Source organism: Actinoalloteichus sp. AHMU CJ021, assembly GCF_002895405.1.
Classification (GTDB): Bacteria; Actinomycetota; Actinomycetes; order Mycobacteriales; family Pseudonocardiaceae; genus Actinoalloteichus_B; species Actinoalloteichus_B caeruleus.
The window spans coordinates 1,060,427-1,077,637 of the sequence record NZ_CP025990.1; the positions used below are offsets into that span (position 1 = coordinate 1,060,427).

Consider the following 17,211-nt stretch of genomic DNA (forward strand, 5'->3'; position numbering starts at 1 on the left):
GCTCTCCAGTCACTACTGCGATCGAGGTGATCAAGTCTTGTCAGTGTCGGTTGCGCCCTGGTCGGGGCTTGAGGTCCCGATGGGGTTCGAAGCGGGTGCGGTGCCGCCTCCGCCGCGCTGGCCGCCGGCTCCCACCGCCAGCGCGTTCACCCGCCTCGCGAGGTCCGCCCCGGTGAGGGGTTCCCTGGCGACGAGAAGCACGGTGTCGTCGCCGGCGATGGTGCCGACGATGTCGTGCAGTGCGGCCCGGTCGAGCGCGCTGGCCAGGAAGTGAGCCGCCCCGGGTGGGGTGCGGATCACGGCCAGGTTGCCCGAGGAGTCCACCGAGACCAGTAGCTCACCCAGCAGGCGGGCGAGCCTGGTCGTCCCGCCCTCCACACCCCGGACCGGGCTGCCGTCCTCCGGGATGACGTACACGGCGGCCCCGCCGTCGGCGCCGCGCAGTTTCACGGCGCCGAGCTCGTCGAGATCCCGGGACAGGGTGGCCTGGGTGGTCTCGATTCCCTCGGCGGCGAGCAGCGCGGCCAGTTCGGTCTGGCTGCGCACCGCCCGTTGGGCCACCAGTTGGGCGATCCTGGCCTGCCTGGCGACCCGGGTGGCCGCGGTGGAGGAGCGGGTCATCGTGAGGTCCCCTCGGACCCACCGTCGACGGCGACGTCGCCGTCCGCCAGCAACCACCAGAGTAGTGCCTTCTGGGCGTGCAGCCTGTTCTCCGCCTCGTCCCAGACCAGGCTGTGCGGCCCGTCGAGCACCTCGTCGGTGATCTCCCAGCCCCGGTGGGCGGGCAGGCAGTGCAGGACGGCGACCCGCTCGGCCGCGCCGGCCAGCAGCGAGCCGTTGATCTGGAAGGGTCGGAAGGGGCCGACGCGGTCCTTGCCGTCGTTCTCCTGGCCCATCGACGTCCAGGTGTCGGTCACCACGACGTCGGCTCCCTCGACCGCCCGCGCCGGGTCGTGGTCCAGGCGCACCGAGCCCCCGGTGTCGGCCGCCCGCCGGTTGGCCGCCTCCAGCACCGAGGCGAGCGGGCGGAAGCCCTCGGGAGCGCCGACCCGGACGTGCATGCCGGCCGTCACGCCCGCGAGCATGAGCGAGTGCGCCATGTTGTTGGCGCCGTCCCCGAGGAAGGTGAGGGTCAGGCCGGCCAGCCGCCCGTGGTGCTCGCGGATGGTCTGGAGGTCGGCCAGGGCCTGGCAGGGGTGGAACTCGTCGGTGAGCGCGTTGACCACCGGCACGGCGGAGACCGAGGCCATCGCGTCCATCCTCGCCTGGGCGAAGGTCCGCCACACCACGGCGTCGACGTACCGGGACAGCACCCGTGAGGTGTCCTCGATCGTCTCCTCGCGGCCGAGCTGCATGGTCCGGCTGTCGACGGTGATCGGGTGGCCGCCGAGCTGCGCGATGCCGACCTCGAACGACAGCCTGGTCCTGGTGGAGTTCTTCTCGAAGATCACCGCCACCGACCGGGGGCCGGCCAGCGGCCGGGAGCCGAGGGGGTCGGCCTTGAGCCGGTCGGCGAGGTCGAGCACGGCGGTCTGCTCGTCCGGGGTCAGGTCGTCGTCGCGCAGGAAGTGCCGCGGCATCAGGGGGTCCTCTTCGCAGTGGTGTGGTCGGGGTCGGTGGGGATCCGGTGCGCGACCGCGTCCAACACGCCGGGCAGCGCGTCGAGGAAGCGGTGGGCGTCCTCGTGCGTGAGCACCAGCGGTGGGGCGAGGCGCACGCAATCCGGTTGGACCGGGTTGACCAGGTAGCCGGCCTCGGCCGCCTGGTCGGCGACCTCGGGGGCCACCGGGCGGGTGAGCCGCAACCCGAGCAGCAGGCCCACTCCCCTGGCGCCGGCGACCAGCGGGTGGTGGAGACCGTCGATCCGGCGCGCGATGTCCTTGCCGAGTTCGGCCACGTGGTCGAGCAGGCCCTCGTCGGCGATGGTGCGCAGGACCGCCAGGCCAGCGGCGCAGCACACGGGGTTGCCTCCGAAGGTGGTGCCGTGCTGGCCGGGTTCGAGCAGGTGGGCCGCCTCCCCGCTGGCGACGCAGGCGCCGAGGGGGAGACCGCCGCCGAGGCCCTTCGCGAGGGTGACGACGTCGGGGACGACGTTCTCGGCCTGGAAGGCGAACCAGCGGCCGGTGCGGCCGACCCCGGTCTGGACCTCGTCGACGACGAGCAGCGCTCCGACGGAGCGGGTGATCTCCCGGGCCGCGGTGAGGTATCCCTCCGGGGGGACCACCACGCCGCCCTCGCCCTGCACGGGTTCGAGGACGACGGCAGCGGTCCGCTCGGTGACGGCGGCGCGCAGCGCGGCCACGTCGCCGTAGGGGACGTGCCGGACCCCCGGCGGCATCGGTTCGAAGGGAGCCCGCTTGGCGGGTTGCCCGGTGAGGGCGAGCGCGCCCATCGTGCGGCCGTGGAACCCGCCCTCGGTGGCGATGATCTCGGGCCGGCCGGTGCGCCTGGCGATCTTGAACGCGGTCTCGTTGGCCTCCGCGCCCGAGTTGGTGAACAGTACCCGTCCCTCGGAGCCGAAGCCGGTGTGGTGGAGGAGGAGTTCGGCGAGGTCCAGCGCTGGTTCGGTGGCGAAGAAGTTCGAGACGTGGCCCAGGCGGGCGACCTGCTCGCTGACGGCACCGACCACGGCCGGGTGGGCGTGGCCCAGCGCGTTGACGGCGATCCCCGAGTAGAGGTCCAGGTAGCGGCGGCCCTCGGCGTCGGTGACGTGCGCGCCCCGCCCGCTGACCAGCGTGCGGCCGGGAGTGCCGTAGTTGTTCATCAGCGCGGCCCGCCACCGCTGCCGCCCCTCGCTGTTCGAGCCGTTCATGCCTGGTCTTCCTCGTCCTGTCCTCCCGAGGCACCCTCGGGTTCACCGGGCAACACCATCGTGCCGACCCCCTGCTGGGTGAAGACTTCCAGCAGCACGGAGTGGGCCAACCGGCCGTCGATCACGTGCGCGGCGGGGACGCCGCCGCGCACGGCGCGCAGGCAGGCCTCCATCTTGGGGACCATCCCGCTGGCCAGCCCCGGCAGCAGCCGCTCCAGCTCGGGCGCTGTCACCCTCGTCCGCAGCGAGGAGCGGTCGGGCCAGTCGGCGTACAGCCCCTCCACGTCGGTGAGCACGACGAGCTTGGCCGCGCGCAACGCCACGGCCAGCGCCGCCGCCGCCGTGTCGGCGTTGACGTTGTGGACGACGCCGTCGGCGTCGGGGGCGATGGTGGACACGACCGGGATGCGTCCGGCGTGCATGATGTCGAGGACGGCCTCGGGGTTGACCTCGACGACGTCGCCGACCAGGCCGATGTCCACCGGTGCCCCGTCGACCACCGCGGGGCGGCGGGCGGCGGTGAAGAGGCCGGCGTCCTCGCCGGAGATGCCGACCGCGTAGGGCCCGTGGGCGTTGACCAGTCCGACGAGTTCGCGGCCGACCTGGCCGAAGAGCACCATCCGCACCACGTCCATGGTTTCCGGCGTGGTGACGCGGAGCCCGCCCCGGAACTCCCCCGGGATGCCGAGTCGACCGAGCATCGCGCTGATCTGGGGTCCGCCGCCGTGCACGACGACCGGCCGCAGGCCCGCCAGGCGGAGGAACACCATGTCCTGGGCGAAGGCCCGTTTGAGCTCCTCGTCGACCATGGCGTTCCCGCCGTACTTCACCACGACGGTGGCGCCGTGGAACCGTTCGAGCCAGGGCAGGGCCTCGACGAGCACCGCGGCCTTGGCGGCGGCCTCCCCGAGGCGGTCACTGTCGTTCCCCGGCGTCGCGTCGGCCGGGTGCCCGGTGGCCGGTGTTCCCCCGGGGTCGGTGACGTGGCCGCTCATGAGGAGTACGCGCTGTTCTCTTCGACGTACCCGTGGGAGAGGTCGGTGGCGAGGACGAAGGTGGCGTCGTCCCCGACGTGCAGGTCGACCTCGACCAGGATTTCCGGTCCGCTCAGGTCCGCCTCGTGGCGTTCGGCGGCCTTGACCCCGCCGGCGCAGAGCAGGACACCGTTGAGCCGGATGTCCAGGCGGTTGGGGTCGACCTCGGCGTCCGCGCGACCGACCGCCATCGCGATGCGGCCCCAGTTCGGGTCGGACCCGAACAGGGCCGTTCCGACGAGGTGGTCCTCGGCGATGGTGCGGGCCACGCGTACCGCGTCGCCCTCGGTGGCGGCGCCGACGACCTCGATGCGCACCCGTTTGGTCATCCCCTCGGCGTCCGCCTGCAGCTGTGCCACCAGGTCGGCGCAGACCTCGGTGAGCGCTCCCGTGAAGGCCCCGGCGTCCGGGCTGACCCGCGAGGCCCCGGAGGCGAGCACCAACACGGTGTCGTTGGTGGAGGTGGAGCCGTCGACGTCGAGCCGGTGGAAGGTCCGGGCGACGGCCGCCCGGAGCGCGAAGTCGAGCAGCGAGGAGTCGACCACGGCGTCGGTGGTGATCACCGAGAGCATCGTGGCCATGTTGGGCGCGCACATGCCGGCGCCCTTGGCCAGGCCGCCGACCGACCAGCCGGCCGGGTGGGTGGTCGAGACCTGCTTGGGCCGGGAGTCGGTGGTCATCACGGCGGTCGCGGTGTCCAGGGCCGCCTGGTCGGAGGTGGCCAGCGCGTCGGCGGCGGCCCCCACCCCGGGGAGCACCCGGTCCATCGGCAGGCGTTCCCCAATGAGCCCGGTGGAGCAGACCGCGACCTCGCCCGCGCCGACACCCAGCGCCTCGGCGACCCGCTCGGCGGTGGCGTGGGTGTCCTGGAAGCCCTCCGGGCCGGTGCAGGCGTTGGCGCAGCCCGAGTTGAGGACGACGGCCCGGACGCGGCGTTCCTGGAGGACCTGCTGGGACCAGAGGACGGGGGCGGCCTTGACCTGGTTGGTGGTGAACACGGCGGCGGCCACGTCGGCCGGTCCGTCGTTGACCACGAGCGCCAGGTCCCGGTCGCCCGACTCCTTGATGCCGGCGGCGATCCCGGCGGCGCGGAACCCGGCGGCGGTGGTGACGCCACGCGAACGGTCCAGGGTGAGTCCGCCCGGGTTCGTTGGGGGTGGTGTGCTCATGGTGCGACTCCCACGGTCGACAGTCCGGTCGTCTCGGGAAGCCCGAGCGCGAGGTTCATGCTCTGCACGGCGCCACCGGCCGTGCCCTTGGTGAGGTTGTCGACGGCGGCGACGACGACGAGGCGGCCGGCGTCGGGGTCCACGGCGACCTGGAGCTGGACGTTGTTCGCCCCCAGGGTCCCGGCGGTGGTGGGCCAGGTGCCCTCGGGGAGCAGTTGGACGAAGGGCTCGTCCCGGTAGGCGTCCTCGAAGACCTCCCGGACGCGTCGCGGCCCCGAGGGCGCCGCCGTCAGCGGCGCGCTGCAGGTGGCGAGGATCCCCCGGGGCATCGGCGCGAGCACCGGCGTGAAGGACACCCGGACGTCGCCGTCGACGAGGCCGGTGAGGTTCTGCGCGATCTCCGGGGTGTGCCGGTGGGCCCCGCCGACGCCGTACGCGCTGGCGGACCCCATGACCTCGGCCGACAGGAGGTGGGGTTTGAGCGCGCGGCCCGCCCCCGAGGTACCGGTGACGGCGACCACGACCACGTCGGGTTCGACGAGCCCGGCGCGCAGGGCTGGGGCCAGCGCGAGGGAGACCGCGGTCGGGAAGCAGCCGGGGACGGCGACTCGTCGGGCACCTCGGAGCCGATCGCGGGCGCCGGGCAACTCGGGCAGTCCGTAGGGCCAGCTGCCCGCGTGGTCACCCCCGTACCACCGCCGCCAGGCGTCGGCGTCGGTGAGCCGGAAGTCGGCGCCGCAGTCCACGACGAGCGTCCCCTCGCCGAGCCGATCGGCGATCGCGGCCGAGTGGCCGTGGGGCAGGGCGAGGAACACCACGTCGTGATCGGCGAGCCGCTCCGGGGAGGTCTCCGCCAGGACGCGGTCCGCCAACGGCGCGAGCTGCGGGTGGTGCTCCCCCAGCCGCGATCCCGCCGAGCTGGCCGCCGTCAGCGCGCCGATCTCCACTTCGGGGTGCGCGAGCAGCAGCCGAAGCAGCTCACCACCCGCGTACCCGCTGGCTCCGGTCACGGCCACCCGAAACGTCATGTGGATGATTATGCACATTCATGCAATATCAATCAACGTCGTGGTGACCCAGCCAACTCCCCGCCCCGGGACGGCCGGGGGCGGAACGCGCTCGCCGCACCACCACGACCCGGGGCAGTCCCGACGTTCCCGCCGGCCACCACGGCGGCAGGCGAACGCCACCCATGATGCCCGCCATCCGGGGGCCGCCGCTGGCCGCCGACCGGGTGGTCGTCGCCACCAACCCGCTCCGCCGCGCCGCGCCCCCGGCGGCCGCACGTCGCCGCGCGCAGCCCGCCCGCCCGGTCAGCCGGCCGCGCCGGACGGCCCGCGCTCGCCCCACACCCCTCCCGACCGCAGCCGAACTCGGGACGTGGCCGCCCACGAAGCGCGGACGACACGTCAGGGGCCCCCGCCGACCAGGACGACACCGGGTACGCCCCCTTGTCGGCCGCACCCGCCTCTCGCACCAACCGCTGAGGGCGTCCCGGCCGGACAACCACCCTGGCGACGCCCCGGCGGCGGCAGGACCGCGCCCACCGTCGCGCCGCGACCAGGCGCGGCGCGCACCTCCCGAGCGCCCCCTGCCACTCGACTCCCAGCTGGGATCCGCCCCCGGGGCGCACGACACCGGTCCGGTGCGGGCGACCCGTCGCCTCCCGAAGGGCGGGCCAGCGAACCGGCGGCCAGAGACGCGGCGGCTGGTGCCGCGGCGGGGCACGGCCAGCGCCCGGCAGGACCTGGTGCTCGTCGATCAGCCGCCAGCGGGAGTGATCCGCACCCCCACGGTTCCGGTACGCCCTCGCCGCAGGGTGCTCAGGGTGACGACGAGCCACCCCAGCGGACCGTAGCGACGCGAGACCAGGCGACGGGCGCGGTCGCTGTCCTCGGGGCCGAGGACGACCGCCCGTCCGCCGGTTTCCGGGCCGGTCACGCGACCCCGCACGTCGCACGGGGCGAGGCGCACCGTGGGCGTGTGCCGGATGCGCTTCACCTTCCCGGAGTCGGCGACCGTCCACACGACGAGCGCGTCCCCGTCCCTGGCGAGCCACACCGGCGTGACCACCGGTTGACCGGACCGCCGGAAGGTGGTGACCGCCAGGTACCTCGCCGCGCCCAACCGGTCGAGCGCCGGGTTCCCTGGCCCGGTGCCAGCCTGACGCGGCTCCTCCACCCCACCACCGGGGTCGGGCCGGGCGCCGTCGGGGTGGTGCGACCGGCCGCTCCTCGGCACCGGGGGCCGCCCGCGACCCGTCGGCCCACCCTCCGCTCCGGTTCCACTCACCAGCCCCATCCCTTCGGTCGTCGCTCACCCGTCACCGTGGACGCGGGCCCTCGCCTCGGTCGTCGGCGACCGGCCCCGGCTCCCGGCGCGGCTCGTCACGGAGCACCCGCCACGCCACCCGCTCGCCGCGCTCGACGGCGGCGACCTGCTCGGGGGCCAGCACCCGGTCGAGTTCCGCTCGTGCCGCCCTGACGAGCACGATGAGCTTCTTCGCCACACCTCGCACCTGGCTGCCGCGTGGAGCGGGATCGACGAACACCGGGCGCGCGTCGGCGATCAGGCGCCGGTACCGGTCGTTCAGGGTGGCGTGCCGGTCCAACAGCTCCATCGCCGTCTCCAGCGGGGAGAGGTCCGGCGTCTCCTCGGTGCGCACCGCCCCAGCCTAGGCGCCCGGCACCGGGGGCGGCGTTCCCGACTCCACGGCGCGGTGGACGGGCCGACCGCGTCCGGTCCACACCGGACGCCGCCCCTCGGCCAGCCGGTGGCGGCGGAGCGGACCCGGCACGGGGCGATCGCCTCCCGGGGACGCCCGGCGGGACCGGGGCCACGGGAGGACGTCGAACGGACCACCGCCCGGAGGGCGGCCGGCCTCGAACGGAGGTACCCGCGGCGCGCTCGCCGGGGAGCCCGTTCCCCCAACAGGAGGACCGGTCGCCGGCCGGAGACGCGCGGGTCCGGCACGGCGTGTCGGACGCCGCCGGCGTGTTTGATCACAACGCGGACACAGGCTGGCTCCCGGCATGTCAGCGGCTCTAGAGTCCCCCGGTGCGCTTGTTCAGCAGACGGAGAAGGCAAGCCGGTCCCGAGGAGATGGTCCTCGGCCATCCGTACGACGACACGGTCCTGGACGCCGCCGTCGAGACCGGTTCCCTGGTCGCGGCGCGCACCGTTCTCGAGGAGTGCAGGGACGACCACGAGACCCGCGCCCTGCGCACCGACGTGCTCGGCCGGGCGTTCATCGGCCGGGCGGACGAGATCGCCGAGGCCGCCTCGGCGACCGGTGATCCGGAGCTCTGGTTACTCGCCGGCAGCGTCTACCGGCACGAGGCCTGGACCGTGCGCGGCGACGGCGTCGCCGAGGACGTGGGGCACGACAGGTACCAGATCTTCTTCGCCACCCTCCGCAAGGCCGTGGCCCCGCTGCACGAGGCCGCCGCGCAGCTCCCCGAGGACCCCTGCCCCTGGATGGTGCTGGTGTGCGTGGGCCAGGGCCTCCAGGTCGACCGCGAGCAGCAGGACGAGGTGTGGTCGGAGACGGTGCTCCGCTCGCCCACCCTCTACCCCGCGCACTGGTACCGGGTGCAGGCGCTCGCCGCGAAGTGGGGCGGCTCCCACGAGGCGAGTCTGCGCTTCGCCCGGGAGACCGTCGCCCGCGCTCCCGCCGGGCACCCCCTCACCGCCGTGCTGCCGCTCGCCCACTTCGAGGTGTACCTGCACAACCTCGAGGAGACGTTCCGCGCCAGGAGGCGCGTGGAGTACTTCCGGATCCACACCCGGTACTTCGAGGACAACGCCGGCGAACTCGTCGACGCGTCCGACAAGTGGTCCAGGGACCCGGTGCCGCACCCGCGCGCGAGGGAGGCCCACAACCTGTTCGCGGCGGCGCTCTCCCAGGCCGGGGACCTGCCCAGGACCCGCCGCCACCTGCTCGGGATGGAGGACCGGCTGCACCCAGTCCCGTGGGCCTACCTGGGCGACCCCGAGCAGGAGTACCGGCGCACCGCCTCCCGCTACCTGCTCACCTGAACACCCGCCCACCGGTCCGCTCCTGGCCGTCGGGTGGCGGGCCCGCCCGGCGAGTTCCCGTGGTCGGTGCGCGGTCGCGCCGTCTCGGGTCCTCCGCCGTCAGGGCTCACCCGCACCAGGTGCCCGCGCACTCGGCCGCCGGTGGAACGCCGAACCCGGGTGAGAGGTGGCGGCGCGGGTTCCGCTGACGCCACCCCGGGGCCCGGTACTCGCCGCCGCCCCCACGGGCCACGCCGGGCCGGTATCCGGCGGCGAGCGGACCACCCGTCCCGCCCTGGTGCGCCGTCGCTCGTCAACCGCCCACCGCGCCCGGTTCGGCGCGGGGCCACTCCCGAGCACCGCCACACCACACCACCGGCCGGTGACCCTCGCGCCGCGTCCGCGACCCGGTCTCCGCACCCCGACGACCGGCCCCCACTCCGGCTGAACCGGGAAGCACACTCCCCTCCGCCAGGGCCGGGTTCCGCCGGGCTCCGTTCCGGTCCGTTGCCGACACCGGTCGTCGCGCCGGGGCGGCACCGGGACCCGGCGCCGCTCAGGTGTCGGCCGCTACGCCGGTGTCCGACAGCGGCTGCCCCGGCCCCGCACCGTCCCCGGAAGTCCCGATGCCCGGAGCGGGTGGCGGAGCCGTGTCCGAGGCGGGAGGGCCGTCCACGGCCGGCTCACCGGAGCCGCCCGTGGCCACGACGGCTCGCGACGGAGCGGGGGGCGCCGCCTCTGCCGGCGAGGCCGGTTGATCGGTCTCGACCCCCAGCGCCGCCCCGAGTTCGCCCAGGGCGGCGACCCACCGGCCGGGGAGGTCACCATCCACGTCGGCCGCGCTGGTGTCGACCACGGTGAGGGTCCCGACGCCGCCGGTGCTGGCGAACGCGACCGAGAGGCCCAGCGCCCGGTAGGTCATCGGCAGGAGGGCGACCCGCCGGACCCCGCTCGCCCCGACACGCAGCGGTTCGACCGGGCCCCGAAGGTTCGTCACCACGCAGTGGAACGTTCGCGACCGGCAGTAGAGGTGGTGCGGGAGGCCCAGGACGAGGTTCGGCAGGAAGTCGGTGAGGCGGAGCAGGGCGGCGACGTGCCAGGCCCGGCGGGTGCTCTTGATGCGGGCGGTCAGGGCGTGGACCGTGGTGAGCAGCCGGGCCGGATCGGCCGCGTCCGCGCCACCGTCGCCCAACGGGATCCGCACCCGCACGGGCGCGAGGTGGTTGCCGAGCGGAGGGCGGTCGCCGTCGCCGGTGTCCACCGGCATCAGCAGGCTCAGTTCCGCCGGCGGACGTTCCCCCCGGACCAGCAGGTGCCGGGTCACCGCGATCGCCCAGGCGGTGAGGAACACGTCGTTCACGGTGACCCCGGCGGCCCGGGCGAGGTCGGTCAGCCACGACAGCGGGACATCCGCGAAACGCCACCGCCGGGGCGCACCGGCAGGTTCCAGCGGGGGCGCGGGATCGGTGGGGCTGAGCAGGTCCCGGCAGACGATCCCCATCCCTCGCCACGGGTTGCCGGCCCGCCGAGGGGCGGCGCGACCCGCGCTCGGGGGCGACGCCCCCTCGCCGAACACGTCCCGCAGCAGCCGGACGACGTTCACACCGTCGTGGGTGGCGTGCCGAACCCGCACGACGACGGCGAACTCGTCGTCGGCGTACCCGGTGACGAGGGAGATCCGCCACGGGTCCCGCTCGGGGACGGGCTGGGGCAGCAGATCCGCGAGCACCTCCCGGAGGCCGTCCTCTCCGGAGCCGTCCGACGGGACGAGGTGCTCGACGAGGCGTTCCACGTCGGGCGTCCGCTGCGGACGCCAGCGCGGATGCCGCACCAGACCCGACCGGCCGAGCCCCCACCGCAGGCCTGGCGTCGCACCCACCCGACCGGCGATCTCGGCGCGCAACTCGGCGACGCTCGGCGGGGTGCCCCGCACTTCCAGCACCGCGCCGACGTCGGCGTGCGCCCCGCTCCGCGGCCGGGCGTAGGCGAGGAAGGAACCGTCGAGGCCTGTGAGGCGCCCAGTCCTGGGACCGCCCAGCACCGGCGGCACGCGGTCGGTTCCTCTCGAGGGCGCCACGTCGGTTGGGTCGGGCACGGGCCACTCCACGGTCGTCGGGGCCGGAACGGGCGGACGGCGGACCGGCGACCCCGGGTGGGGTGACCGGTGCCGCCACGAGCCCCGAAATCCTACCGTGCGTGATCAACGGAGGACTATCGGGCACTCACCGTGAACACCTCGCCTGCGGCGTGAGCCCGCCGGCGAGCGCGGCACCGCGCCTCTCGCACGGGCCGACACCGCCGCGAGTGCCCTCCCCCGGACCTGAGGGGAGCCGGTGTCGGGCCCCGGGGCCGTCGCCCGGCTCCGGCCGGCGTCCCGCCCCGAGGCCCACACCTCCGTCGACCCGCGGAAGCGGGGCCGGACACCGCAGTCGGACGGCCGACCCCACCTCGGACGTCCTCAGCCCCGGAGGGTCGCGCCGAACCGGTCGGCGGCGGCGGCCACCGCGGCGTCCCGGGCCTCGGTGGCCTCCTCGACCGTCAGCGTGCGGTCGGACGCCCGCAGCCTCAACGCGAAGGCCAGGGATCGCTTGCCCGCGCCGAGCTGCTCGCCCTCGTAGACGTCGAACAGCCGGGCCTCCTCCAACAACGGCCCCGCGCCGGCGCGCACCGCCTCGGTGACCTCGGCCGCCGGGACCGAGGCGTCCACGACCAGCGCCAGGTCGAGCAGGACCGGCGGGTAGGCCGACACCCGGGGCGCCGGCCGGCGTTCGACGAGGGGAAGCGCGTCCAGGTTCAGCTCCATCGCGCAGGTCCTCGCCGGAAGGCCCAGCGCCGACACCACCTTCGGGTGCAACTCGCCCGCATGACCGACGACCTCGTCGCCCACCAACAGCTCGGCGCACCGACCCGGGTGCCACGGCGCGTACTCGGCCGACCGCACCCGCAGGGGGACCTCGGCGTGCCGTGCCACCAACCGGGCGGCCTCGACAGCGTCAGCCCACCCGGCGGCACGCCCCGAGCCCCACCACCCCGGGAGTTCCCGCTGCCCGGCGAGGACGACGGCGACGTGCACCGGCTGCTCGGGCAGCGCCGCGTGCAGCGCCCCGATCTCCTCGTCCGACGGCCGCCCGGTCGCCGCCACGGGGGGCACCGGGGGCTGCTCGTCCTTCGCGCGGAAGACCTGACCGACGTGGAACAGCGCCAGGTCCCGGCGGCCACGGGACACGTTGCGGGTGACCGCGTCCAGCAGGCCCGGCAGTACCGTCGTCGTCAGCTCGGCGCGGTCCGCCTCCAACGGGTTGAGCAGCGACATCGTCCGACGCCGCTGGTCGTCCTCGTCGAGGCCGAAGTCGTCCCACACCGAGGAGGACACGAACGGGAACGGCAGGGTCTCCACGTAGCCCGCGTGCGCGAGCGCCTTCGACACGGCGCGCTGACGCCGCTGCCCCGGTGTGAGGCCCCGACCGGCCGGCGCCGTCGGCAGCACGGAGGGAATGGTGTCGTAGCCCTCCAGCCGCAGGACCTCCTCGACCAGGTCCGCGGGTTGGACGAGGTCCGGCCGCCAGGTCGGCGGCAGCGCCGTGACCACCGCGGCGCCCTCGACGGTGCTGACCTCGATGTGGCAGCCGATCTGGCTCAGGCGCCGGGCGGTGACACCCCGTTCGTAGCGGACACCGGCGACCCGGTCCGGCAGGTCCAGGGCCATCGTGACCGCCGCCGGCCGGCGGATGGCGCCGAGATCGGTCCGCCCCCGGTGCACCGTGGCCTCCCCGTAGCGGACCAGCAGCGTCATGGCGCGCTCGAGGGCCTTGGCCGGCAGGGCGGGGTCCACGCTGCGCTCGAAACGCTTCGCGGCCTCGCTCGGCAGCTTGTGCCGCCGCACCGTCCTGGCGATGCTCGCCGGCTCCCAGCTCGCGGCCTCCAACAGCACGTCCGTGGTGTTCGGACCGATCTCCGTCGTCTCACCGCCCATGACGCCGGCCAACGAGATCGGCCCCGAGTCGTCGCAGATCACCGTGTCGTCGGGATCCAGATCCCTGGTCGTCCCGTCCAGGGTGCGCAGCTTCTCGCCCGGCTCCGCGCGCCGGACGACCAGGTCACCGCGCAGGGCGGTGGTGTCGAAGGCGTGCAGCGGCTGCCCGAGTTCGAGCATGACGTAGTTGGTGACGTCCACGGCCAGGGAGATCGACCGGATACCGGCCAACATCAGGCGCCGCCGCATCCACCACGGGGTGGGCGCGGTGGGGTCGAGACTGGTCAACCGGGTCAGCACGAAGCGCGGGGCGCGGTCCTCGTCCCGGATCGAGGTCGGCCAGGCCTCCCCGGCAGCCTCCCGGACGTCGACCTTGGCCGGATCGGCGAAGGGGGTGTCGAAGGCGCAGGACAGTTCCCTGGCCAGTCCGCGAACCGAGAAGCAGTAACCCCGGTCCGGGGTGATCGCGAGTTCGATCACCGTGTCGTCGAGGCCCAGCAGCCCGGCGGCGGGGGTACCCGGTTCGGCGGTTCCCGAGGGGAGCACGAGGATGCCGGTGTGGTCGTCGCCGAGGCCCAGCTCCTTGGCGGAGCAGATCATGCCGTCGCTGGTCCGACCGTAGGTGCGGCGCGCGGAGATCTCGAAGCCGCCGGGCAGCACGGTGCCGGGCAGCGCGACGACGACGAGGTCGCCCTCCCGGAAGTTGGTGGCGCCGCAGACGATCTCCCGCAGGTCTGGCCGCCCGACGGCGTCCTCGCCCGAGTTCCCGTCCGGCTCGTCGGCCTCCTGGCCCTGGTCGGGGGACGCCGGCACGGTTCCGACCTCGACCCGGCAGTGCCGGATCGGCTTCTTGAACCCGGTCAGCTCCTCGATCTCGGCGACCCGTCCGATCACGAGGGGACCGGTGACCGGCTCCAGGGACGTGACGTCCTCCACTTCGAGGCCGACCCGGACGAAGGCGTCGGCCAGCTGCTCCGGAGTGGTGTCCTCCGGCAACTCCAGGTGCTGGGCAAGCCAGGAAACCGGGATACGCACGCGCTAGTGCCTTTCTGCGAAGAGGCGGTTGGTGACTCGCGGCCGAGCGCTCAGCCCTGGACGCCGAAGGGGAGGGTGAACCGGACGTCACCCTCGACCATGTCCCGCATGTCGGGCAGGCCGTTCCGGAACTGGAGGGTGCGCTCCAGGCCCATGCCGAACGCGAAACCGGAGTAGACGTCCGGGTCGACACCGCAGGCACGCAGCACGTTCGGGTTCACCATGCCGCAGCCGCCCCACTCGACCCAGCCGGCCCCGCCCTTCTTCTCCGGGAACCACACGTCGACCTCGGCGGAGGGCTCGGTGAAGGGGAAGAACGACGGTCGCAGCCGCGTCCGGGAGTCGGGACCGAACACGCCGCGCGCGAAGGCGTCCAGCGTCCCCTTGAGGTGGGCCATCGTGATGCCCCTGTCGACGGCCAGGCCCTCGACCTGGTGGAAGACCGGGGTGTGCGTGGCGTCCAGCTCGTCGGTCCGGTAGGTCCGGCCGGGGCAGACGACGTAGACGGGAAGCTCGCGGTCCAGCAGCGAGCGCACCTGCACCGGTGAGGTGTGCGTGCGCAGCACGAGGTCGGAGCCTTCCGGGGCGACGTGGAAGGTGTCCTGCATGGTGCGGGCCGGGTGGTCCTTGCCGAAGTTCAACGCGTCGAAGTTGAACCACTCGGTCTCCAGCTCGGGCCCCTCGGCGACCTCGTAGCCCATGCCGACGAAGACGTCGGCGACCGTCTCGGACAGGGCCGTGATCGGGTGCCGCGCTCCCGGGGCCACCTGGTCCCAGGGCAGCGAGACGTCGACGGTCTCCTCCCGCAGGACGCGCTCGTCCCGCTCGGCCTCCACGACGGTCAGCCGCTCCTGGAACAGCGCCTCGATCCTCGTCCGCGCCTCGTTGACCCGCTTGCCCGCCTCCGACCGGGCGGCGGGGGGCAGGGCGCCGATCTCCCGACGCGCCGTCAGCAGCGGGGAGCGATCACCCAGGTGCGCCGGCTTGATCGCCCGGAGTTCGTCGAGGTCACCGGCAGCAGCGAACTCGGACGCCGCGTCCTCCACCGCGCGTGCCAGGGTCTCCGGCGCGAGTGCGGCGACCTCCTTGGGGTCGTAGCTGTCGTTGGCTCCGGACATGGCCGCGGTTGACTCCCGGGTCGCAGGGGTGCTGAACAGTCCGATCCTAAGCCGTCGGTTCACCCCCTCGTCGACCGCATTACGGACCGCGCTCACCGGTGCCCGAACCCGCACCCCGAGTGACATCTGGTTCCGGGAGCCGCGATCAGGAGCGCGGACGCGCGTGCACCCCTGATGTCCGCCGGGCATCCCAGGCCGACACGCGACCGCGGTCGGCGGTCAGCGTTGAGCCACGAGTCGGCGGGCAGGCCGTCTCCGAATTCTCGCCCAGCCACGCGACGGGGAGCGACCGCGTTTTTCGCGAAAGGACTACCCGGAAGGGGGATAGCGGGGAGTAACGAGCTGAACCATCATTCCTGGGATATTTCCCCGCGAATCCCCCAGGTGTTGAGATGACCGATTCGCTCCAGACACGACCGACGGCGACCACCTTCGACCTGGAGAAACTCCTGGGCGAAGCCTGGGCGGGCCGCCTGCGGATACCGCACTTCCAGCGGGAGTTCCGCTGGGACCGGCAGGACGTCATCCGCCTCTTCGACAGCATCGTTCGCGGGTACCCGGTGGGCAGCCTGCTCCTGTGGTCCCGGCCCGCGGCTTCGCAGCTGCTCAAACTCGGCCAACTGGAGATCGAAGCACCGGCCACCAACGAGGCCCTGTGGGTCGTCGACGGCCAACAACGCCTGACAAGCCTGGCCAACGTGCTGCATCCGGACGGTGCCAACGACCCACGATTCCGAATCGCCTACGACCTCCGGGCCAGAGAATTCTCGCTGCGCCCTCACAGCCAGGACCCCTGGGTCGTCCCGCTTCCGGTCATCTTCGACCTCCAGAGACTCCTCCGCTGGTTCGCGGAGCATCCGGAACTCACCGAGCACCTCGACGAGGCCACCTCCCTCGCCAGGAAAATCCGGCAATTCAGCGTGCCGGCCTACCTGGTGAAACACGACGAGGTAGCCGTCCTCCAGGACATTTTCGATCGGATGAACAACTACGGGAAGCGACTGCGACGAGCCGAGGTGTTCTCCGCGCTGTACGCGGGCGACGAGAACTCCCACGAAAGCAACCTGACCATCGATGGAATCGCCAACGCCATCAGTGGAGGGCTCGGTTTCGGGCTCCTGGACAGCAACACGGTCCTGCAGGGAGTACTCGCCAGAAGAGGCCCTGATGTCGCACGTGATCTCCGGGTCGAGTTCAGCAACCACGAGCGCCGGGGCGTGTTCGACTTCCGGGGAGAGGATCGCGACACCGCCTTCGCCGCCGGGGCCCGGGCGCTGGAGCGAGCCGTCGTCTTCCTCCGGGAAGAGGTCGGGGTCCCGCACGTGAGCCTGCTCGCCTACCGCTACCTCCTCGTAGTCATGACCCGTTTCTTCGCGCACCATCCGGAACCATCACGACGGTCGCGCGTCCTGCTGGCCCGGTGGTATTGGCGGGAGGCCGTTCGTGGTCCGCTCACTGGGCGGGGCAGCGTGATGAGCACGGTCCGCGCGTTGTGCGCGAAGGTCCGGTCCGACGACGAGGCCGCGTCGGTGTCGGCGCTGGTCGACGCCGCGGATACTCCCCCCGGCGGCTTGCGGGCGCCGACGCTGACCAGGTTCAGGACGAACTCGGCGGAGACGAAGATCCTGCTGAGCGCTTGGTGGTCTATCGGACCCCGTTCTCCGATCACCGGCCAACGGTATGGGCACTCCCAGCTGTCCTCGTTCCTCGGGGACAGCCCCACCGCGGCGTCGGCCTCACCCCAAGTGGTCCCGCGGCGGAGCCTGAAAGAGGAGCACCAGGACTGGGCCGCCAACAGGGTTCTCCTGCCGGACGAGGCGGTACCCGTCAACGAACTCGACAGTTGCCTGGCCGTGCGGCCACGGGAGGTCACGCCGGACACCTGGCGCCTCGTCCTCAGGTCCCACGGCCTGACGAACGAGACCGAACGACTTCTCCTCGAGGAGAGGTGGGACGACTTCATCGAGTCCCGGACCGAGGTGCTCCAGGACGATGCCGCGAGGTTCGTGGCCGAGAGGTGCGCGTGGGACTCGGAGGCGCCCGAGGACTGACG

General features: G+C 73.5%; 13 protein-coding genes. 2 read left to right on the plus strand and 11 right to left on the minus strand.

Annotated elements, in window-relative coordinates; translation table 11 throughout:
* Positions 1–30 precede the first annotated feature (30 nt).
* From C1701_RS04045 to C1701_RS04080, 8 genes are all read right to left on the minus strand, one after another.
* Complete coding sequence (locus C1701_RS04045; protein ID WP_035275506.1) at positions 31–621, minus strand: arginine repressor; 591 nt, start codon at positions 619–621, stop codon at positions 31–33.
* A complete protein-coding gene (gene argF / locus C1701_RS04050) occupies positions 618–1,580 on the minus strand; it encodes an ornithine carbamoyltransferase (RefSeq protein ID WP_051313830.1) in 963 nt (320 codons plus the stop codon). The genes C1701_RS04045 and argF overlap by 4 nt, the downstream gene beginning before the upstream one ends.
* The gene (locus tag C1701_RS04055; protein WP_030225763.1) at positions 1,580–2,812 is read right to left on the minus strand and encodes an acetylornithine transaminase; all 1,233 of its coding nucleotides are present in this window, start codon (positions 2,810–2,812) and stop codon (positions 1,580–1,582) included. The genes argF and C1701_RS04055 overlap by 1 nt, the downstream gene beginning before the upstream one ends.
* Positions 2,809–3,807, minus strand: coding sequence for an acetylglutamate kinase (gene argB, locus C1701_RS04060; protein ID WP_026418454.1), 999 nt, complete (start codon positions 3,805–3,807; stop codon positions 2,809–2,811). Before argB ends, C1701_RS04055 begins: the two co-directional genes overlap by 4 nt.
* On the minus strand, positions 3,804–5,015 hold the full coding sequence (gene argJ, locus C1701_RS04065; protein WP_103055565.1) for a bifunctional glutamate N-acetyltransferase/amino-acid acetyltransferase ArgJ: 1,212 nt from the start codon (positions 5,013–5,015) through the stop codon (positions 3,804–3,806). The genes argB and argJ overlap by 4 nt, the downstream gene beginning before the upstream one ends.
* Positions 5,012–6,043, minus strand: coding sequence for an N-acetyl-gamma-glutamyl-phosphate reductase (gene argC, locus C1701_RS04070; RefSeq protein WP_030106539.1), 1,032 nt, complete (start codon positions 6,041–6,043; stop codon positions 5,012–5,014). The genes argJ and argC overlap by 4 nt, the downstream gene beginning before the upstream one ends.
* 733 nt (positions 6,044–6,776) lie before the next feature.
* Positions 6,777–7,307: a PPOX class F420-dependent oxidoreductase gene (locus tag C1701_RS04075; RefSeq protein ID WP_245588754.1), complete on the minus strand. Its 531-nt coding sequence runs from the start codon at positions 7,305–7,307 to the stop codon at positions 6,777–6,779.
* A 31-nt stretch (positions 7,308–7,338) separates the two neighbouring features.
* Positions 7,339–7,680, minus strand: coding sequence for a hypothetical protein (locus C1701_RS04080; RefSeq protein WP_103055566.1), 342 nt, complete (start codon positions 7,678–7,680; stop codon positions 7,339–7,341).
* A gap of 392 nt (positions 7,681–8,072) precedes the next feature.
* Between C1701_RS04080 and C1701_RS04085 the strand changes: the two genes are divergently transcribed.
* Positions 8,073–9,053: a hypothetical protein gene (locus C1701_RS04085; RefSeq protein WP_245588753.1), complete on the plus strand. Its 981-nt coding sequence runs from the start codon at positions 8,073–8,075 to the stop codon at positions 9,051–9,053.
* A gap of 535 nt (positions 9,054–9,588) precedes the next feature.
* On the opposite strand, the gene C1701_RS04090 is transcribed toward C1701_RS04085, so the two are convergent.
* The 3 genes from C1701_RS04090 to pheS form a co-directional block, all read right to left on the minus strand.
* Positions 9,589–11,082 (minus strand): wax ester/triacylglycerol synthase domain-containing protein, encoded by a 1,494-nt coding sequence (locus tag C1701_RS04090; protein WP_337662132.1) that lies wholly within the window; start codon positions 11,080–11,082, stop codon positions 9,589–9,591.
* 408 nt (positions 11,083–11,490) lie between these two features.
* Positions 11,491–14,040: a phenylalanine--tRNA ligase subunit beta gene (gene pheT / locus C1701_RS04095; protein ID WP_026418448.1), complete on the minus strand. Its 2,550-nt coding sequence runs from the start codon at positions 14,038–14,040 to the stop codon at positions 11,491–11,493.
* 50 nt (positions 14,041–14,090) lie between these two features.
* A complete protein-coding gene (gene pheS, locus C1701_RS04100; RefSeq protein ID WP_026418447.1) occupies positions 14,091–15,158 on the minus strand; it encodes a phenylalanine--tRNA ligase subunit alpha in 1,068 nt (355 codons plus the stop codon).
* A 392-nt stretch (positions 15,159–15,550) separates the two neighbouring features.
* Between pheS and C1701_RS04105 the strand changes: the two genes are divergently transcribed.
* On the plus strand, positions 15,551–17,209 hold the full coding sequence (locus tag C1701_RS04105) for a DUF262 domain-containing protein (RefSeq protein ID WP_103055568.1): 1,659 nt from the start codon (positions 15,551–15,553) through the stop codon (positions 17,207–17,209).
* Positions 17,210–17,211 lie beyond the last annotated feature (2 nt).